Raw genomic sequence first — 16505 nt, 5'->3', positions numbered from 1 at the left:
ATACCGGCATTGTCGCCACGAAACGCTCATGTGTAGCAATTATATCGATTTCTATATCAGAATAATGCTGCAACAGATTTCGGCAGATTGAATTAATGAACCTAGCGTGAACATGAACCTCTGACACTTTCAACACATCCACACATATACCAACCCGAATGCCGCTCACCGCCCCCGTTGACTCTTGGTTTCTGTTACGGAATAAGCCATCAAACTCTTCGGCCAACCTGAAATGACTCTTTATTCCGCTGATAAGCAAATCATTGTTTTTGAGCGACCTCTGATCTCCCAACGTCTCAAGTGCGCGAAAAAGCCTTTCCTCGAAACCGACTCGGTTTTCGTTGTCGGCGCAGACCTCGGCACATAGCAGACGAGATTTGTTTAAGCGTTTTTTTAGGGCTCTTCTCTTCGCCCCAGACAACGACTTGTTTCTTTTATCAAAAACCCCCCGTTTGCTTTCCCATGGTGTGAAATGAGCCAAGGCTATTTGCCAGTTCTTTTCTGCCTCACACCAACACTGATGAATTTCGCATTTTTCTGCCTCACACCAAAACCGGTTGTATTGCTTATTCGAATCGACCGAATAGATCAAGATCTCGTCTGCAAGATTAACGTATCGATTCCTCACCAGACGGCAGACGTTTTTTCTGAGCCTATCACTTAAGGACCACGAGCGTCTGCTAAGACAATAATCATGCACTGACTCAATTAGTTGGTCTTGATAGACCTGATCACCTTTTGAGCACAAAACCATTTCAACCGAAACGTCGATCTTCTGGGCGCCACTCAGGCGCAACCCTTCAACCACCGCTCGTGCCAAGCGAGATGCCAAGCGATCATATCCCCGATCGTTTAACCTCCTGACAAATGAAATAACCTGCTTGGCCAATTTACGGTTACCCGCTTTTTCCCAAATCAGATCCAAAAATATTTCCACAGCCGCATCGGTTCTCCCGCTAGCCTCCTCCACCTTGGCCTGATTGACCAAACGATCTACGCCAGACAAATACGATAGCGATTTATCCTTAACTCGCCACAGCGTGGCAACGTAACCGTGTTTTTTAATGACAGCCCTTAGATTCTTGTAGCTATCTAGGATTCTATTTTCCATTTGCTTCCCTATAAAACAATTGGGGAGAGGGGGATGGTGGTGGGTGGGCGGGGTACGCACCGGGAACGCTGAGGGCGCTTTCCGACTACGTTTCGCAGAAGCGAAGTGTCGACTTCCCCGGATTAGGTCCACGCATAACTAGAGGTTTCCGGGTGGTGTAGCTGTCGATATTCGACAGGCGTCAGGTCCCCCAGCGAGTCGTGAGGGACGGTTTCGTTGTAATCCTGCAGCCAGCGTTCCGTGTGCTCGCGGACCTCCGTCAACGAGCGGAAGACATACAGATCGAGCACCCTGCGGCGGTAGCTGCCGTTGAACCGTTCGATAAAGCCGTTCTGCATCGGTTTTCCCGGCTGGATGAAGCTCAGTTCCACACCGCGTTGCTCGGCCCAGTCGGCGATGGCCGCCGAGACGAACTCCGGACCGTTGTCGAGCCGGAGCTGCCCCGGATAGCCGCGCCAGGCCGCGATACGTTCCAGCACCCGGATGACACGCGGTGCCGGTAGATTGAGATCGATCTCCACGGCGAGGGCCTCGCGGTTGAAGTCGTCGACGACGTTGAAGGTGCGGAAGCGACGACCATCCCAGAGAGCATCGGACATGAAGTCCGCCGACCAGCACGCGTTCGGGGCCTCGGTCGCAGCAAGTGGCTGCGGATGCCTTGGCGGCAAGCGGCGTTTGCCTTTGCGCCGCAGGTTCAGCTTCAGCGCGCAGTACACACGCCAGACTCGCTTGTGGTTCCAGGGCAGGCCCCGTCGTCGGATCAGTTTGAACAGCTTGCCAAAGCCCCGCTCCGGGTAGCGCTCCACCAGCTCCTGCAGTAGCGCGATCACCGCATCATCTCGATCGGGTTGCTTGCGATATCGAACCACCGACCGGGCCACCCCGGCCGCCTGGCAAGCCCGGCGCTGACTCATCCCGTGGTCCTGCGTCAACGCGGTGACCACACGGCGCTTCTCGTCCGGGCTCAGAGCTTTTTTGTGATTACGTCCTTCAGGGCCGTGTTCTCCAGAGCCAGCTCGGCGTACATCCGCTTGAGGCGGTTGTTTTCGTCCTCCAGCTCCTTCAGCCGTCGGACGTCCGCAGCCTCCATGCCACCGTACTTCGACTTCCACTGGTAGTAGGTCGCCTCGGAAATCCCAATCTCCCGGCACACATCCTTCACCTTCCGTCCGCCCTCCACCTGCTTCAGGGTCTGGACAATCTGACTCTCCGTAAACCGGCTCTTGCGCATCTCGGCCTCCTTTGGCCCTAGTGTGCCCGGAGACCTCCAGTTTTCAATGGACCGAATTTACGGGAAGGCGACACTCCCAGCTACGGCAGGGCCAGGCCCAGGGGAGGTTGACCAGGCACGCACGCTGCGCGCGTACCTGCGCGTTGGAGCCAAACTCCTTGCGGTTATCGACGGAGAGGCTGATTCCCGCCGGATGCCTGTGCTCCGGGCCTGGACCGTCGCCTGCCGGCTCTCCTCGGCGGCCTGCCAGGGAACCTTATGGTTGGCGACCCTGTACCCTCCTGCTTCCACCAGCGCCACAAACGCGGCCATACCGCTGCCGAGAGGAACGTGTCGTCTTGCCAGTAGCCAAAGCGGCTACGCTCATCGACGATCGGGGAACGTTCTACGATTCTTACCCGGTTCACGATCGGGCACCGGTAATCGACCAAGCCGTAGCCCTTGCAAGACCGCGGCCGGGGTGTCGCAGATGATTCACCGGCGAACTGCCCGCGCGCTACCAAACGGTCAATCCACTCATGGCTTACCGCCGGGTGACTGGCCACCCGAGCGCTGTGCACTCATCTGATTTCGTTCTTCATGGGTCAGCTGTCCGTCCTGCGTCACCGGTACGCCTGAATTGGTATGGGTTAAGCGCTCCCCTGTCTTTGGCAGCAGCTGCCCCACTTCCTCCAGGTACAGGCGATGCACTTATTCTGAGCCTTCAGGTGTGAATCGGGGCAAATCAACTCATCAGACAGTCGCAGTAGGCATCACGGGCGACCCCACTGCGCCAGGAAGGTGCAGCGGCGGAGCAGTTAGCATAAATCGATGACGACCATGTGCGTGGAGCCATTCCGCTAGCTCCGCCAAATGCCATAGCTCCCCAAGGTGAATGCCCAGCTTAAACAAACAATGCTCATGCAGCGGCAGTGTTGTCGTACAGCAATCGGGTCCTGATTTACGCACATTTTCTACAGCAAGGTTATCCGATGCGATCGCGGCAATACCGCTGTCGGTGATCCATTGCAGGAGGCGCTTGTCATGACCATCCAGTACGGCGCAGGCCTCTTTCAGGGAGGCGTCGGGCTGCTTGTTCATGCGCAGGATCATCCGGTCCAGGCCGGTCCAGAGGCAGAGGATATCGCCCTGCTCCACCTCCACATTGTCGGCTTCCATGATGCGCATGAGCTGATCGTAGCCGACTTCACGGCGGGGGAACTCACCGCAATGGCTGTAGAGGTCCACCAGCACGCCGCGGCCTTGTACGCCGTGGGTCGCCATGTTTTCGATGCCCAGTGCGTGGGCAGCGACATCTCCCGCCTCGCCCATCACCACGTCCTCTCCGGCGCGGTAGCCGTTGTAGTAGACGGGCACGGGGTTACCATCATCCCCGACGTCGAAGAGCGATCCCCGGTGGGCCAAGGCATCCCATTGGGTGGAGTACTGGGTGTAGAGAAGCACCGCATCATCGGAGGCGATGTCGGTCAGGCGTTCTTCCTTCTTTCGCCACTCGTAGTTGTAGTAGGGCTCATCATTGCGGATCACGGGCTGCAGACGCGGGGGGAAGCGCACGGGGCTGAGGACGTTGCCACCCGGATAGTCGAGGGGCAGGCTCAGGCAGAAGGTCTGGCCGGTGCGAATCTCGTCGGCGGCCTGTAGAACCTTCTTTTCATCAATAAGGTTCAAGCGACCTCGCTGATCATCGGGGCCGAAATCGCCCCAGTTCGAGCCTTCAGGTCGTTTGCGCCAACGCTGACTCATTGGATGGCCCCCATCGACCGGGCCTTGTCAAGGACTTGGTCCACCATAGCGCCTGCACTCCCTGTGTAGTTCGAAGGGTCGAGAAGCTGGTCCAGCTGCTCAACGCTCACGTGTTGCATAATGGCCTCATCCTCGATCAGCTCTTCACGCAGTGTTCGGCCGGCATCGTTGGCACGCCCTGCGGCGGCGAACACCAGCTCGTGTGCCTGGTTACGCCCGATTATGGGAGCGATACCCATCATCACTGCTTCGGCCATCAGAAGACCACCGCCCAGATCCAGGTTGGCGCGCATCTGCTCGGCATCGACATCGAGGTCGCGCAGGATCTCCAGGCTCTGGGCGAGGCTTCCCGATGTCAGCATGAACGCCTCGGGGATCACCATCCACTCGATGGGCATGGCACCGACGGCCCGCTCGTGCTCCTGGATCATGGCGGACAATTGAGAACCGGAGAACTCCCGCATGCGATGGGCGATGGCAATGATGCGTGGGCAGGCAATCGGGTTGCGCTTTTGCGGCAGGGTACTGCTGGAGCCGCGCCCCGTCTGGTAGGGCTCTCGGACCTCATTGACCTCGGTACGCATCAAGGTGGCAATCTCCGTGGCCACCTTGCCAAGCGTACTGGTCACCAACACCAACCAGTTGACCATCTCGGCCCAACTGTCTCGGGAGGTGTGCCAAGTGATATCCGGTGTCCCAAGGCCGAGTTCGTCCATCATGGCCTTCTGGACAGCCAGGCCATCGTGACCGAGCGTCGCCAACGTGCCCACAGCCCCCCCACATTGACCGACAAGGACACGCTTTTTCAATTCAGCCAACCGTTCCTTGTGGCGCAAGACCTCGTCGAACCACACCGCCGTCTTATACCCAAAGGTGATGGGGGCGGCCTGCTGTTGGAAGGTTCGCCCAGCCATCACGGTATCGCGATGAGTGTGGGAAAGCTCAGACAATGTCTCAATCAAGGCGTCCAGATCCTGTTCCAGCAGCTCAATGCCATCTCGCATCTGCAGAACTAGACCGGTGTCTACGATGTCCTGAGTGGTGGAGCCCCAGTGCACATACCGGCCTGACTCAGGATCGCATGCTTTGGCCAGCTGATGGACCAGCGGCATAATTGGAAAGCCCACCCGATCAAACTCAGCTTTCATGGCCTGCAGGTCGAGATTCTCAAGCTTGGCGGCCTCGGCAATGGAGTCGGCAACCTGCTGAGGTACCACACCAGCCCGTGCCTCTGCTCTTGCCAGGGCCACCTCAGCATTCAACCAAGCATTAATACGACTCTCATCAGAAAACACGAGACCCATCGCAGGTGAAGCAAACATATTTCTAAAGTAAAACGAATCAACTAGTGAGGTAATTGACAAAAATGCACTCCGGCTAACTTTAAAGGCGGTACAATATTCCACCCTTACATTGCATACAAAAAAACACCCACAGAGAACCGTCTATGAGCACCCGAATAACGCCCAGCGGGATATAATCAATCAATCCTTGAGAGCTAAGGTAGATTTAGCATTTCACCAAGCCTATAATCCCATTCAACTGGTGAAAAAGGCTCAAGCCCCCCGCCCGGACTAAATGTTAACTCACCCAATTTTATCTCCTCACCGACCTGATAAAAATCGACTCTAACAAACAAAAACTCTTTAGATATCTCCCTGGCGATCGCTAACATTTCATCGAAACGGCTTGGCTTGTCATGCAAATAAGGAGCATTCTTGAACAGCCTTTCAAAAGGAAGAAAGTTCCATTCCAAATCGTAAAAGTTAAAAAACTTACCCCCAAAACGATCAGAAACAACAAAAAGCAACTTGGGCTCGCCATTGAAACATAGGAATTTATAATCGAGAAGATCATCACCAGATTCTGCAAGCATCTCCTCTGCAATAATTCTAGGCTTTAAATCTTTGTACCAAACAGAGAAAGACCGCGAACAACTATTCCAAGGCTGAAGCCACTCGGACATTTGGTAACGCGCATCATTGATGTCTAAATCATTTTTACAGTCAACCAACAATATATTATTCGAACCAGAAGACAAAGAGGATTTGAGCACAAAACGCTCCGGCAAATCATCGAACTCGACATCTAAAGGATCGTCATAAACACCATAAGTCTTGACAGCGAAGTCCTTCCCTATCTTTTCTTCCACGTAACCCTTAAAATCGACTTTATCAACGGCCCGAATTACCCCTTCCGTGCAGCAATTTAACCTAAGCCAGCAAATTTTCTCATTAAAGGTTTTAGGATCACGAAAATTCGGATAGTACCCCACCAGATTGTAGAACACACCGGAAAGCCATCTTTCATGTTGCTGACGGCTCACATTATGATGCATAAACCACGTCAGGTAGTTAATTTTTTTAGTTAACGAATCATATTTTTCTTTGCTTATCATGCAAAATCTCTCTTGATATGCACCACTCGACTTCAGTGGTCATCAACTCAACACTGTTATGCTCTATACCGTTCGCATCAAACACAAGGCATTGATTCCAACAACTCAGAGAGCAAACTACGTTCAAAAACATCCGAACCACCATCGGAATAAATCTTAAACTCTGAGACAATGTCATTAATTTTTCGAGTATACTCTGGAATGCTGCTAAACCTTATAATTACACCCGCAACACGATTACGACTTGCCAAGTCTTCACTTGACATTCTCATACCTTTACTCTTGTGCATATGGAACTCTTCCACAACACGGTCAGCAACAAGCTTCTCATTACCTTCGACGCGATCAAGCAATCCGGACTCGCCATAAAGATGAACAATCGAAAAACTATCATTGATTTTTCTGAGGTTGGGAAGACCCACTTCTTCACCGAGGTACGATGCAACAACAGCATCTATGACATCAAATCCGGTCCCCATTAAGATTTCTCTAAAAGCAAGCCCTCCGCCAACACGAGGAGCGAACTCAATCACCTTCACATCATCACCATCAATATTTGCCTGAACCAGCAATGGCGTGTTATGAACACCAAACTCCCTGGATATATCAACCGCCGCAGCAGCCAACTTGGACCTTGCTTTATCTGATATTTCAGCAGGACCTATCGAGACATACGATTGAAGTGATTCATGACCGTCTCCCCCAGGGAGCTCCTTACCCTTCATATAAAGCTCGACAGCATTTCCATTTCCAACGAAAAAATAGCCGTTCAGCTCGGTCCCCGCATTATAATCTTCAAAGATGGCTCGGGAGGTTCTGGATAACTCACAAGCTTCACCTAACGCCTGAGTTAGCTCACTTTGGTTTTTCACCTTCCTGACCCCCTTTGACCCATTACAATCACAGGGCTTTACAACCTTCGGGAATTCAGTGTTATTGAATTCCGGCGCTTCTGATCCGTCAACCACCCTGTACTTTGCTGTCGGCACACCGGCACGTACCATCCCTTCTTTCATCAACTCCTTGTCAGTTACTCGCAGTGCTGTCTCGTACGAGTATGGGGCAGGAAGCCCTATCTTCTCGGCTACATAGCACGCAGTTACATTCGCCTGATCGACGCACCCTGATATGACCAATGAAGCCTTTTCTTCATTGGCAATATCAAGTACGGCCTGCAGATCCAGCGTACTTTCCTTTATATGGCGATCAGCCATCTCTGCTGCAGGCGGATTATCATAGTAATCTACCAGTACCGTATGGTACCCCCGTCCCTTTAGGTTTTGAATAAGAAACTTGTGTGGAACAGTACCACCCAGTACGACTGCAACCGGATTTTTATTCACACCACTCTCCTTGCACTGATCTGTTCACTTTTACCGCCTTCAAACAATGCAATGTTTTCGAGCGCACCACCAATCATTCCTGCGAACGTCTCTGCGGTGATACTTCCGATGTGTGGTGTGGCCAATACATTATTCATTTCCATCAACGGATGATTCGACAGCATAGGTTCCTCAGAGAACGCATCCAGCCCGGCGCCGCCGAGTTGCCCGGATTTCAACGAGTCCAGCATAGCTGCTTCATCAATGAGCCCACCTCGTGCAGTATTAATCAACACAGCACCGTCTTTCATAGAGGCCAGCTCATCGCGACCGATCAAGTTAAATGTTTCATCATTCAAAGCTGTATGCAGACTGATAATATCAGAGCCTTCCAACAGTTCCTGCAGGGAAACATAACGTACATTCAGTTGGTTTTCTCGGTCAGATTCCAATCGATTACGCTTAAAATAAACCGTATTCACGCCAAAAGCTTTGAGAATCTCGGCCACATGTGTACCAATGCTTCCCAGACCAATCAGGCCAATCTGTTTGCCAAACAGGTCATGGCAGTCTATTCCCATCTCATGCTTGAGCCATTGTCCCTCATGGGTCACGGTATTGACTTCGCCGATCCTTCGCAAAGTTCCCAGAATTAACATCAACGTATGCTCGGCCACGCTGCGTGCGTTGATACCTTCGTTGACATACAGCGGCAATCCACGTGCCCGGATGGCCTCGAGGTCCAGGGAATCAAGCCCGACGCCGGAGCGCTGGATCATTTTCAACTTAGGCGCTGAATCAAGCACTTTCGCATCAATCCGCGTACGTCCTCCAACCAGCATATAGTCTGCGTCTGCAGCCCTACGAATCACTTCATCCTGTCCTGGCTGCTCAAGAGGGATCAATTCAAATCCTTCAGGCACCAGTTTTTGCACGAATGCCAACGGCTTCGAGCCATAGTAGTTGGTGAGCAATATCTTCGGCATTATTTTTTCTTTTCAGACCAAATGGCTTCCGGGTAGTACTGATCAATAACCCGCTTGACCAGTGCAACCTGCTTGGCCCGCCCCCGCGCTTCGGCGTCGGATGTATCCCAGCTATGGGTCTTAGCCACCGATCCTCCCGTTTTCAGGTAGATGGGGGCCGCAGTCCGGATCATCTCCGGCACCTCGTAATGGCGGATGAAACCGCCGGTGGAGGCCGGGTTTTCGGTATGGATGTCCAACGGAACATCCATTGCCTGGCGCATGGCGGCCAACATGGGAAGCTGGATATCGCGGATCGGATTGATCGAATCGGCGCCATTCTGCTCCAGTAACTTGCCCGAGCAGGGGTTGCCATGACCAGAGTGGGCGGAGACCTTGAACTGGCAATCGCCGGGGATCTCTCCCGCTTTCCTCGCTTCGTTCAGGACCCAGAGACAGCCTTCGTCATAGACCAGGAAGGCGCGGCATCCCTGCCTGGCGGCCCGCTTGACGTCCTCGATGGCCCGCACGATCTGCTCCTGCCCGCGCAGGCGATAACCCATGCGCTGCCCTTCCGGGGTGTTCACCGATGCGCTGGTGTCGGTTGTGGCTCGGGGACCAATGGCCAGGATCAGCTCGACCCGGTATTCCTCGGCCAGGGTCACCATGGCCTCGATCTCTCCATCGGTCAGGGACATGATGCCCTTGGTCTGGGTCACTCGGTGGATGTGGATCGCTTGTTTGTCCAGCTCGGCCAGCAGCGCCTTCATGGCTGCGGGCCCCTGAATCCCCGGCACCTCAAAGCGGTACTGGCCGCCATCGGCAAAGCGTTTATCCGAAGTAGGTAGGTCGTAGCAGTCTCCACCCGGGAGGCCGATTCGACTGAGGAATTCGCGCGTCTCTTTCATGATGGCTGTCCTGTGAATATCGGGGTTGGCCGTTCGGCCTCCAGTAATGATTCGGCCTGATGAGCGGCTTCTTCATCGGCGAAGCCAGCGTAGTTCGCCAGATCTATGAACTTCTGGATCAACTCATCTTCCCGTACCGGGTTCTCCGGTTCGCCCTTGGGCAGGTCGACCCGTTCGGAGTACGTGGCTCCGGTTTCAGTGGTCACTTCCACAATGGCGGCCCGCTGGGCAGGGACCAGGGCCGTAAGGGCTTCTTCCGCTTGCGTGTGAACCTTCTTCGTCAAAGCCAGGACGCTACTGTCCCTCACCATCTCTGTGGAGAACTCGCCCATCCCGCCCCCCCCGGTCAGCAGGGCCACGGCCACACTGTAGGGGACGCTCATCTTGGCCGAGTGGCTGCCTTCAATCTCGACATGATCGTGCAGGTGGACGGCATAGCGGTGGGTGCGCACCCGGACCCGGGCAATGGGTTGCCCCTCGATCTGTTCCCGAATCTTCAGGGCCGCCTCGATCGGTGCGTGGCAATGGCGACACGCGGCGTATGGCTTGGTATAGACCCTGTGGACCGCGCCAATTGGCTCCAGGCTGGTCAGATCGGGGAGGTCCGCCTGCCCTGTCATCATCTGGAAGAAGCCCTGCTCGCCTTCCAGCACATCTTCCGGCCCGTGCAGACCCATGGCGGCAGCCTGAGCCGCCATCATCCCGCTCATTGCGGCCTGGCCGGCATTGTAGGGCTTCAGCTCTGACGCCCCACGAATCACCTTCAGAATGCCCGAGGCGCTGGTGATCGCGGCGGAGAAGGCGGCCTTCGTTGCCTCACGATCGAACTGACGGGCGGCGGCCACTCCCAGCGCTGCACCCACGGTGCCACAGGTCCCGGTGGCGTGATACCCGCAGTCCTTCATCGCGGGCTGAAGCAATCGGGCCAGGGTCACGGCGGCTTCGTAACCGGTATGAAGTCCGCGCAGCAGGTCCTCCATCGTTAACGGGTGAAACTGCACCGTGGCCAGCAGCGCCGAAATAACAGGCGCCCCTGGGTGGACCATGCCGAATCGTTCGCCGTCATCAAGCTCGGCGGCGTGGGCGCTCATGCCATTGAGCCAGGCGGCGGTTTCCGGGCTTGTCCTTTCACTGCGCCCCAGTACCGAGGCTGAACCGGGAGTTGCCTGCGCCAGGGCGATGCCAAGGGGCTCTTCAAGCAGTCTCGCACCGGCATAGGCCACTCCGAAATAATCGAGCAGGCGCAGGCGGCACTGTCTGATGGTGGCCTCATCCAAACGTTCCGTGGAGAGGTGGTACAGGTGGTCGACGAGCTGATCGGTTGCGCTGTTCATGACCAATCTCAGTCGCCGACAAAGAGCTGGATGTAGTCGTTTTCACTTTCGATCACGCCGTAGGCCGCAGCACGCCGGACCACCCGTTCCGCCCAGTTTCGATGTGGGTTGATCTCGTTCATCTTGTTGGAGCGGGCGCTTTTGCAGACACCCCCGGCATGGCCGAGGATCTGACACGCGTCGTCATACTCCTCGAGTGTCACGGCCTGCATCGCATTGACGTAGCGCAGGTGCGAGGGGTGGATCACGGTCTTGCCGACGAAGCCATTGGTCTTGTCGAGCAGAACCTCACGCAGGAGGCCGTCAATGGCCTCATCCACCACAGGCTCCTTGACCAGCAGGGAACGATGCAGGTCCTGATGGAGTAACGAACCCAGGTCATCCTCCTTGTAGGCGAGGAAGTACTCCCACACCGGACCGGAGACGACGTAGTCCTCCTCGGCCCGATTGAAGAAGTTGAGAACGTCGGAGAGGGCATCGCGCACCGGGAGGATGTCGTATATGGACGAGGTGATGCTGCGTCGAACACCGAACAAGGAGGAAAAGTCGGTGCCGCCGACGCGGATATTGAGTATCAGATCGTGATAGGGGCGCAGGATTTCACTGAGCCGAGCCAGTTCATCTTTCCTGGATTCACTGTACGCGATCGTTTTGCCTTCGAGGATGGGCATGCCGAAGAGGCCAACGTCGAGCCGCTGATTGAGGTCGGCCAGGACCGAAAGGTAGTCGCCGGCATTGTCACTGTAGAATTTCGGGAAGACAAAGCCGGAGAGTACGTCGGCCTGCTCCCGAACGAGTCGGCGGGCGAACCGTGAAAACTGGTCAAGGGTACGGACCCGCAGGAAGATCAGCGGCACGTCATCGGCTTCGATGGCATGGCTCTGCTGGGCTTCGGCCATGCGCGTGAGGTGCTCAAGCACGTTGGACTCAGCCTGTTCAACCTCCTCGGCACCGATGGCATCCTCGAAACACATCACCATCGACTTCATTGCGGGCAAGGAGCGCGTCAGGATCTTGTCGATGATGTTTCGCGTGCCGGGCATGTACAGGGTGCCGCCCAAGCAGTACTGCAGTTGCGCCTTGTCAGTCCACTTGTTGAAAGGCTCCGGCGCGTGCTGGAAGACAAAGTCGGGATTGTGCTGATTGTGTTTCATTCAATGGCCTGGATGAGTCGTTGCGAAACACGCTCAACCTGCTGGTAAGACAAACCCGCATGTATGGGCAAACACAGCACCCTACGCGATATATCGGATGCTACAGGACACTCTTCCTCGGTTCCATAGGCCTCTGTCTCGTGCAAGGCGGGAGAGAAGTAGCGGCGGGTATGGATGCCTTCAGTGGAAAGTTCCTTTTCCACTGTTTCGACCTCTATCTCGGTCGGCAGGACAATCGGCATATAGGCCCCGTTCTCACTGCCGGCCCGTTGCTGGAAGGTCACATACCCTCCCAGAAGTTGTCTGTAGTGCTCGGTAATCTGAACCCGGTGCTCAATGATGTCATCGATGATGTCGAGCTGAGCCAGACCAAACGCTGCATGCACCTCGCTCATCTTAGCGTTGATGCCCGGCTCCTGGAGCCCACCAAAGTGCCCGTCACCCAGACCGAAGTTGATCAAGGAACGTGCCCTTTCCAAGTCTTCCTTGCGGCGGAAGACCATGGCGCCACCCTCCACGGTGTGGAACAGCTTGGTGGCGTGAAAGCTGAGGGTCGCCGCATCCCCACACTTCAGGACACTCTCACCTCGGTAGGTTATGCCAAAGGCGTGGGCGGCATCATAGACCAGTTTCAACCCGTGCTCGATGGCTACCTTCTGTAGCGCCTCGTCTTCACAGGGATTGCCGTAGACATGGACAGGGACAATTGCCTGAGTTCTATCTGTGAGCGATTCCTCGACTGCATTGGGATCCAGATTGAATGTCGACTCATCGATATCGGCAAAGCGAGGGGTGATTCCCTGCCGCGCCAACGATCCTGGTGTGGCTGCAAATGTAAAAGGGCTAGTCACAGCCTCCTGGCTGATTCCCAACGCTGCGTATGCCACCTGCAGGGCCAGGGTTCCGTTGGCCACCAGGAGGATATTCTCAACACCCAGATAATCCTCCAGGCGCCGAGTGAGCTCCTGCACGAGCGGGCCATTGTTGGTCAGCCACTTGCGCTCGTATATGCCGTCAAGATAGGCGTCCAGCTTCTCTCGGTCGGGCATACAGGGCTGCGTCAATGGAATAGTAGTTTTCATGCTTTCCTGCCCGGATAGTAAAGGGATTCACCCCGCCCGCTCCGTGCCAACGCCGGTTGTTCTGCCAGTATTTCAATTCCTGCGACGACAGGGCTTTGCTCCTCCAATCGACCGCCGATGGCGATAGGTTTCATCGTTTCTCTCCAAGCCGCCCACCGGCATACTTTTCGCGCAATGGCTGCCACCAGCCCGGATTATTGAGGTACCATTCAACTGTCTTCCGAAGACCACTATCCACCGACTCTTCCGGAACCCAACCAAGTTCGTGAGCAATACGATTGGCGTCAATGGCATACCGCCTGTCATGCCCAGGACGGTCTGGTACATGGGTAATTAACTGTTCATGAGGAACATAAGGCGAATCTGGACGCAGCTCATCAAGAAAACCGCACAGCTTCTTCACCAGCTCAACATTGCGCAGCTCATTATAGCCACCGACGTTGTAAGTCGCTCCGGTTTTCCCATGCGAGAGCACCTGAAAGAGAGCTCGAGCGTGATCGTCTACATAGAGCCAGTCGCGGATTTGATCGCCTTCGCCATAAATAGGTAACCGCTTACCTTCAAGAGCATTGATAGTTATGAGTGGAATTAACTTCTCGGGAAACTGGCATGGCCCGTAATTATTTGAGCAATTACTCAAGACGCAGTTCAGGCCATAGGTTCGCTGCCAAGCCCGAACTAGATGGTCGGAGCTCGCTTTGCTAGCCGCATAAGGACTGCTGGGTTTATATGGATGAAGTTCAGTGAACGCTGCATCGCCAGGGGAAAGGTCACCGTAGACTTCGTCGGTGGAAACGTGGTGGAACCGAAACTGTGGATTCGTCTGCGCGTACAGCCGACTTACCTCCAGCAAGGTATAGGTCCCGACAATGTTAGTTTCGATAAACTCTGACGGCCCATCAATCGAGCGGTCGACATGGCTTTCGGCCGCCAAATGCATTATCGCGTCAGGCCGATGCTCATCAAATACATGCTCCATTGCTGTTAGGTCACAAATGTCGGCACGCACAAACTTATAGCGAGCATCCGCGGCAACCGGCTCAATCGACGCCAGACTGGCTGCGTAAGTTAACTTATCTACATTGACCACCTCAACGTCGGTCTTTCGTATTAGATACCGAACTACGGCGGAACCAATAAAACCGGCACCACCAGTAACAACGACCTTAGCTATACCCATCTATCCTTGCCTATTCCAAGTTCCGCTTCTATTCAACCAACATTGCCGCCGATCTATAGCTCGATCCCAAGCTAGATGGAAAGCGGACTGTAACCTTCACCCGCTCGATTCTCTCACCAAGTCAAGAAGATATTTACCATAACTGTTCTTACTGAAACTCTTCCCGGCTGCCGACAGTTCTTCGGTGGATATCCAACCATTTCTCCAAGCTATCTCTTCCAAGCATGCAATCTTATACCCTTGTCGATTTTCAATCGTCTCGACAAACTGGGCTGCTTCCAGAAGGCTTTCATGGGTTCCGGTATCCAACCATGCGAACCCGCGACCCAACTGTTCCACATGCAATTTATTACGGTCCAAGTACGCACGATTGACACACGTAATCTCTAGCTCACCCCGGTGTGAGGGTTCAACATTTCGAGCTATATCAACGACGTCGTTATCGTAAAAATACAACCCCGTGACGGCGAAATGGCTTCGTGGGCTATTTGGTTTTTCTTCCAGTGAAATGGCACGATTCTGCTCATCGAACTCTACTACTCCAAACTGCGACGCATCCTTGACTTGGTATGCGAAAAGCGTCGCACCGCTCTGTCTAGATGCTGCATTCCTCAGCAGAGAAGTGAAACCTTGCCCCGAAAACACATTATCACCCAGCACCAGGCAGACCGAATCATTGGCAATAAACTCCTGACCAATAAGAAATGCCTGAGCCAACCCCTCTGGACGTGGCTGCACTGCATAGTTCAGCCGAACACCGAACTGATCACCGTCGCCTAATAGCCTTTTAAAGAGTTCTTTTTCCTCCGGTGTAGTGATGACGAGTATTTCACGTATCCCCGCCAGCATCAGCACACTCAACGGGTAGTAAATCATCGGCTTGTCATAAATGGGCAGCAACTGCTTCGACACACCCATGGTGACGGGATGCAGCCGTGTTCCCGCTCCTCCCGCAAGAACAATCCCTTTCACTGCTTCACCCCAACCGCCAACCGAAGGTGCTGCACCATTTTTAATAACACATCTTCGGAGGTCTCTACACGTCTGAGAACCGGAGGGCCAGGCCAGTCCTCGTCTCGCCATCTCTCGCCGTAGAGCTCCATTTCTCTGTCGAAACGCGGCAGGACATGGAAGTGGACCACCGGATCCTTCATCATCAAGCAGATCACATTGATTCGAACTGCCGCGAATTGCTCCTTTGCAAGATGTTCAGCGATGCCGAGCATGGAACTCAACTCACCCCCCTCTGTTTCTCCTAGCTCAGAGAATGTTGTAGCTCCTTTTCTAGAGCTGACGACCATGGATCCCAATGTGGGCTGTTCTGGCCGCACAGATAGGACCCAATGTCTCCGTTCCAAGATCGTGAGGTCATCCAGTCGAAATGAAGTGCGGAATTCGGAGATTGTTGGTTCACTATCCAATTTAATCGAACCTTTCGCCGGCCTGTGAACGCGTTACGGTGTCGATAACCTCACGCAATTTGCTACTCGAGGTGTGGCGAGTATAGGGAAAGTATATGATCTCGACACCCCGGTCCGAAAACTCATTTTCGAGGCGAGCCCATTGCTCACTACCACGCCAGTCGTCGCCCACAAACATTTTGTCGAACTTGAGGTTGTTCCAGGCCTCAATTTTGTCCATATTCACTTGTGGGACCACTTCATCGACGAACTCGATGTGTTCGACTATCTCCATACGCTCTGCGAATGGAATGATCGGCGTCTTGCCTTTTCTCGCTTCGCAGAGTTCATCAGTGGTGACACCAACAATGAGATAATCGCATTCGAGTTTTGCGCGTTTCAGCAGGTTTAGGTGCCCGACGTGGAACATATCGTATACGCCGGTTGTATATCCGATGCTCTTCACGATCTCTTTTCCGTGGTCAAGTTAATGAGGATGTATTTTTAAGCGATGCGACGCCGTGGCATCAGGGGGTAGGAGAGCTTCCGGCTCTGAACGCTCCGGGCTAGCCGCTGGGTATGGTACTGAAAGTCACTGTGACGGTCACTCAGGTTTCGGCAATGTCCGTCCAGAGACTTTGGTTCTCGCGAGAAACAATCATCCGTGAATCAACAAG

14 protein-coding genes are annotated in these 16505 nt (G+C 54.3%); all 14 read right to left on the bottom strand.

Annotation, left to right across the window (positions count from 1 at the left end):
• Nucleotides 1–1233: 1233 nt before the first annotated feature.
• The 14 genes from F816_RS0106415 to F816_RS0106355 all read right to left on the bottom strand — a co-directional run bounded on the left by F816_RS0106415 (nucleotide 1234) and on the right by F816_RS0106355 (nucleotide 16294).
• Nucleotides 1234–2342, bottom strand: a protein-coding gene (locus tag F816_RS0106415; RefSeq protein WP_155998520.1) for an IS3 family transposase whose coding sequence is annotated in 2 segments (ribosomal slippage) — nucleotides 1234–2090 and nucleotides 2090–2342 — 1110 coding nt in all. Because the reading frame shifts where the segments join, the coding sequence is not laid out codon by codon here.
• A 732-nt stretch (nucleotides 2343–3074) separates the two neighbouring features.
• Nucleotides 3075–4085, bottom strand: coding sequence for a cyclase family protein (locus F816_RS0106405; protein ID WP_026333159.1), 1011 nt, complete (start codon nucleotides 4083–4085; stop codon nucleotides 3075–3077).
• Nucleotides 4082–5449, bottom strand: coding sequence for an adenylosuccinate lyase family protein (locus tag F816_RS0106400; protein ID WP_026333158.1), 1368 nt, complete (start codon nucleotides 5447–5449; stop codon nucleotides 4082–4084). The genes F816_RS0106405 and F816_RS0106400 overlap by 4 nt, the downstream gene beginning before the upstream one ends.
• A 134-nt stretch (nucleotides 5450–5583) precedes the next feature.
• Nucleotides 5584–6483, bottom strand: a complete 900-nt coding sequence (locus F816_RS14460; protein WP_081622670.1) for an ATP-grasp fold amidoligase family protein — start codon at nucleotides 6481–6483, stop codon at nucleotides 5584–5586.
• Nucleotides 6484–6560: 77 nt separating this feature from the next.
• The gene (locus F816_RS14455) at nucleotides 6561–7826 is read right to left on the bottom strand and encodes an acetyl-CoA carboxylase biotin carboxylase subunit family protein (protein ID WP_155998517.1); all 1266 of its coding nucleotides are present in this window, start codon (nucleotides 7824–7826) and stop codon (nucleotides 6561–6563) included.
• A complete protein-coding gene (locus F816_RS0106390) occupies nucleotides 7823–8791 on the bottom strand; it encodes a 2-hydroxyacid dehydrogenase (RefSeq protein WP_019594015.1) in 969 nt (322 codons plus the stop codon). Before F816_RS0106390 ends, F816_RS14455 begins: the two co-directional genes overlap by 4 nt.
• The gene (locus tag F816_RS0106385) at nucleotides 8791–9678 is read right to left on the bottom strand and encodes a hypothetical protein (protein WP_019594014.1); all 888 of its coding nucleotides are present in this window, start codon (nucleotides 9676–9678) and stop codon (nucleotides 8791–8793) included. The genes F816_RS0106390 and F816_RS0106385 overlap by 1 nt, the downstream gene beginning before the upstream one ends.
• Nucleotides 9675–11012 (bottom strand): MmgE/PrpD family protein, encoded by a 1338-nt coding sequence (locus F816_RS14050; RefSeq protein WP_019594013.1) that lies wholly within the window; start codon nucleotides 11010–11012, stop codon nucleotides 9675–9677. The genes F816_RS0106385 and F816_RS14050 overlap by 4 nt, the downstream gene beginning before the upstream one ends.
• 8 nt (nucleotides 11013–11020) lie before the next feature.
• Nucleotides 11021–12166 (bottom strand): HpcH/HpaI aldolase/citrate lyase family protein, encoded by a 1146-nt coding sequence (locus tag F816_RS0106375; protein ID WP_019594012.1) that lies wholly within the window; start codon nucleotides 12164–12166, stop codon nucleotides 11021–11023.
• A complete protein-coding gene (locus tag F816_RS0106370; protein ID WP_155998514.1) occupies nucleotides 12163–13248 on the bottom strand; it encodes a DegT/DnrJ/EryC1/StrS aminotransferase family protein in 1086 nt (361 codons plus the stop codon). The genes F816_RS0106375 and F816_RS0106370 overlap by 4 nt, the downstream gene beginning before the upstream one ends.
• Before the next feature lie 130 nt (nucleotides 13249–13378).
• Entirely contained in the window at nucleotides 13379–14428 is a 1050-nt protein-coding gene (rfbB, locus tag F816_RS14450; RefSeq protein WP_081622668.1) for a dTDP-glucose 4,6-dehydratase, read from the bottom strand.
• 96 nt (nucleotides 14429–14524) lie between these two features.
• A complete protein-coding gene (gene rfbA, locus F816_RS14045) occupies nucleotides 14525–15400 on the bottom strand; it encodes a glucose-1-phosphate thymidylyltransferase RfbA (RefSeq protein ID WP_038085484.1) in 876 nt (291 codons plus the stop codon).
• On the bottom strand, nucleotides 15397–15663 hold the full coding sequence (locus tag F816_RS14955; protein WP_196801672.1) for a hypothetical protein: 267 nt from the start codon (nucleotides 15661–15663) through the stop codon (nucleotides 15397–15399). The genes rfbA and F816_RS14955 overlap by 4 nt, the downstream gene beginning before the upstream one ends.
• Before the next feature lie 187 nt (nucleotides 15664–15850).
• Nucleotides 15851–16294 carry an adenylyltransferase/cytidyltransferase family protein gene (locus F816_RS0106355; protein WP_019594007.1) on the bottom strand — a complete coding sequence of 148 codons (444 nt, stop codon included), beginning with the start codon at nucleotides 16292–16294 and terminating at the stop codon, nucleotides 15851–15853.
• Between the last annotated feature and the right edge of the window lie 211 nt (nucleotides 16295–16505).

It is taken from the genome of Thioalkalivibrio sp. ALM2T (genome assembly GCF_000381505.1).
GTDB classification, from domain to species: Bacteria; Pseudomonadota; Gammaproteobacteria; order Ectothiorhodospirales; family Ectothiorhodospiraceae; genus Thioalkalivibrio; species Thioalkalivibrio versutus.
Note: the sequence above shows the minus strand (reverse complement) of the source record. Positions and strands in the feature narration are given on the sequence as shown.

Excerpts from the sequence above, each read along its gene's own strand:
- F816_RS0106370 (WP_155998514.1), bottom strand. The coding sequence starts at position 13,248 with ATGAAAACTACTATTCCATTGACGCAGCCCTGTATGCCCGACCGAGAG.
- F816_RS0106385 (WP_019594014.1), bottom strand. The coding sequence starts at position 9,678 with ATGAAAGAGACGCGCGAATTCCTCAGTCGAATCGGCCTCCCGGGTGGA.
- F816_RS0106405 (WP_026333159.1), bottom strand. The coding sequence starts at position 4,085 with ATGAGTCAGCGTTGGCGCAAACGACCTGAAGGCTCGAACTGGGGCGAT.
- F816_RS14050 (WP_019594013.1), bottom strand. The coding sequence starts at position 11,012 with ATGAACAGCGCAACCGATCAGCTCGTCGACCACCTGTACCACCTCTCC.
- F816_RS0106390 (WP_019594015.1), bottom strand. The coding sequence starts at position 8,791 with ATGCCGAAGATATTGCTCACCAACTACTATGGCTCGAAGCCGTTGGCA.
- rfbB (WP_081622668.1), bottom strand. The coding sequence starts at position 14,428 with ATGGGTATAGCTAAGGTCGTTGTTACTGGTGGTGCCGGTTTTATTGGT.
- F816_RS0106375 (WP_019594012.1), bottom strand. The coding sequence starts at position 12,166 with ATGAAACACAATCAGCACAATCCCGACTTTGTCTTCCAGCACGCGCCG.
- F816_RS14460 (WP_081622670.1), bottom strand. The coding sequence starts at position 6,483 with ATGATAAGCAAAGAAAAATATGATTCGTTAACTAAAAAAATTAACTAC.